The sequence below is a fragment of the Mesorhizobium sp. M7A.F.Ca.ET.027.03.2.1 genome (assembly GCF_003999175.1).
Classification (GTDB): Bacteria; Pseudomonadota; Alphaproteobacteria; order Rhizobiales; family Rhizobiaceae; genus Mesorhizobium.
Window position 1 is genome coordinate 1 of the sequence record NZ_RZOM01000852.1, and the last position, 2,738, is coordinate 2,738.

Below are 2,738 nucleotides of genomic sequence, written 5' to 3' on the forward strand. Positions count from 1 at the left end.
CCGCCGCGCACACCATCACCTTCAGCGTGAACGACACGGCCGGCAGCGGCTGGGTGTTCCGCTACTTCGTCCTCGCTGTTCCCGACTAAGGGCAAATCCAAATGGCATCGATCTATTCCACCGGCACGGTATCCGTGACGAACGGCAATGCAGGGGTGACCGGCACAGGCACCGCTTGGGCGCTTGGGCTTGTCGCGGGCGGCATGTTCACGCGCCTTGGCGTGGCGGTGCCCATCCTGTCCGTCACAGACGACACGAACCTGACGCTCGCCTACCCCTGGCCGGGAGCAACCGCGGCCGGGGCGGCCTATGCTATTGCGCTGGAGAATTCGAACGCGGCCGATATCGTCGATCTCAACCGCACGCTGTCGCGGGTGTTGGTGACGCTCTCCCTGGCCGGGGTCCATCCCAACGCATCGGGCACGATCGCCGAGCGCGACGCCATTGTCCTGACCTCCGACGATGAAGGGTTCTTCTTCCTGCACGCCGAACTCGGCATTGCCTTCGCCTTTTACCGATGGTCCGGCACGGCATGGGAAGGGCCGTTCCCGGTCGCGGATGCGGCGGCCGGTGGCCCCGTTAGCAGCTTGGTCGCTGGGGCCAACGTTACGATCGACAGCACGAATCCGGCTATTCCCGTCATCTCAGCGAGCGGGACACCGGTCCAGACCGCAGTTCACGCTGCAGCAAGCAAGGCCACCCCTGTTGATGCTGACGAGATGGCTCTGGTTGATAGCGCTGCCTCATTTGGCTTGAAGAAGCTTACTTGGGCCAATCTGAAGGCGGGCGTGCTCGCCTACTTTAATGGGACAGCGAAGGCGACGCCAGTTGCGGCTGACCGTGTGTACATCGGAGATAGTGCCGCATTGAATGCGGTGAAATACTCGACGTGGACGCAGATTTTGGCAGCGATTTTTGGCACAGCAGCGCTCAAAAACACCGGCACATCGGGAAATAATGTGCCGCTTCTGGATGGCGCCAATCTCTTTAGTGGCACAACGTTGCTGACTGACACACTGTCGATTTCTACGAATAACCAAGGGCTGCAAATTACTTCTTATACCAGCACACCCACGTCAGGCCCCATCATCGCACAGCGAGCAAGAGGAACGTCTACATCTCCGACGGCTGTGCAAAGTGGCGATACACTGGCTGGCATTAGCGCAAGAGGCTACGGCGCAACCGCATTTTCGACCTTGGGCCGCGCCGGCTTTACGTTCCGGGCAAGCGAGAATTGGTCGGATACGGCGCAAGGCACCGATATGATTCTCGAAACGACCGCGAATGGTGGCGTCACACGAGCAGTGAGATTGACGGTCAACACCGGCCTTGTAATGACGGGGGCGACCGGCGGCGACAAGGGCGCCGGCACCATCAACGCCACGGCAGTTTATGACGATAACACCTTGCTGACCTGCATGGCGCTGTCGAAAGAGTTCATCGCCGAAGGGGCAGTCGATCTCGAAAAATGGGATGCCATGGTCCCGGATCTTGTCATTCCAGAAGCGGTCAACCAGGCTCCGGTCCTGGTCGACGTCGAGGTCGAAAAGACAGTGGATGTCGAAACCGACGATGGCTTGGTGCGCCGGTCAGTCAGTTCGATCGAAAGGCGGGCCGCCGTCGATCTCGTGCCTGTGTGGGACGAGGCGGGCAACGGCATTGATGCAATCGAGGTTCCGCTGACGGAGACTGTCACCACGCCGGCCGTCACCGTCTCCCGCGTGCATGGCACCGCGCGCGTGTTCAAGGCGATGCTGGATGATGGCTTCGACCCGCGCGACCCGGAGCAATATTTCGCGCGGTTGCTCGCCGACGAAGCGTTGCCTGGCATGCCGACGCAGGCTGACTGGCAGCATAATGACCTGTCGATAGGCGATCTGTTCTCGCGCAAATGGCTGGCAGTCGAGATGCTGGCTGTGGCCGCGAATGTCATGTGGGCGAAGCTGAAGGATCATGAGCAACGACTGCTGGCAGCCGGAATCTAGGCTTTTTGGCTCGCCTCGGCAGTAGTCGGTCTAGCACCCGGAAATCGATGACCCGCAAAATCGCCTTTCGAAAGGGCCGCTCAACAGCCCATGTGACGGCAAGCGATAGGGCGATCATCAACGCGAAGGTGTAGGTAAGCGCGACGAAACGGTCGATGTCCTGCAGGACAAGCGTCCGCAGAACCGCGGCACCAATTATGTCGTGCAGCAAATAGAGCGGATAGGTCGCCATTCCGCAGAGGCGGATGCCGGCAAGCGTTGCAGGACCCATCCTGCTGACGATCAGGCTGTCGAATCTGGTTGCGAGAACGATGAAGCTTATGGCGAAAAGCCAGACGAGTAGCGGCACTAGACGTAATGACGGGTCGATGACCTTAGCAAAGTATGCCGGCGTGTTCATGTAGATGCCAGCAAGCCCCCCCGCAACGAAGAGCAGAAGTGCAACGCTGCGAGCCGCGTTAGGCTTTATCATCAGCGATGACCACAAGAACACGCCGGTGGCGAAATATGTGCCGTAGGTGATCATCAGCAAGTCCATTGATCTTCCGTCGATCATTGAAACTGGCGGGTGCACGTAGCCCAGCGTAGCCGCCAGGATCCATAGCCAGAAGAAAGAACTGGCCGTGCCGATGATCGCTGCGACTGGTTCAATCCAGGAGAACCGGCGGATCATCAGAAGCGCTGCGATGAGCACGTAGAAGCTGATCTCGACGCCAAGCGACCAATAGACGCCATCGATCCACGGCGCATAAG

2 protein-coding genes are annotated in these 2,738 nt (G+C 59.6%); one reads left to right on the forward strand and one right to left on the reverse strand.

All coding sequences use genetic code 11. From position 1 onward, the window contains the following. Positions 1-101: 101 nt before the first annotated feature. Positions 102-1,985, forward strand: coding sequence for a hypothetical protein (locus EN750_RS27955; RefSeq protein ID WP_127398643.1), 1,884 nt, complete (start codon positions 102-104; stop codon positions 1,983-1,985). Here the strand turns inward: EN750_RS27955 and EN750_RS39635 are convergent. Next, a partial coding sequence (locus EN750_RS39635; protein ID WP_189526508.1) for an acyltransferase family protein occupies positions 1,930-2,738 on the reverse strand: 809 nt, incomplete at its 5' end. The two genes, EN750_RS27955 and EN750_RS39635, sit on opposite strands and share 56 nt — an antisense overlap.

What these genes read in the sequence shown, in the direction of transcription:
- EN750_RS27955 (WP_127398643.1), top strand. Translation starts at nt 102, where the DNA reads ATGGCATCGATCTATTCCACCGGCACGGTATCCGTGACGAACGGCAAT.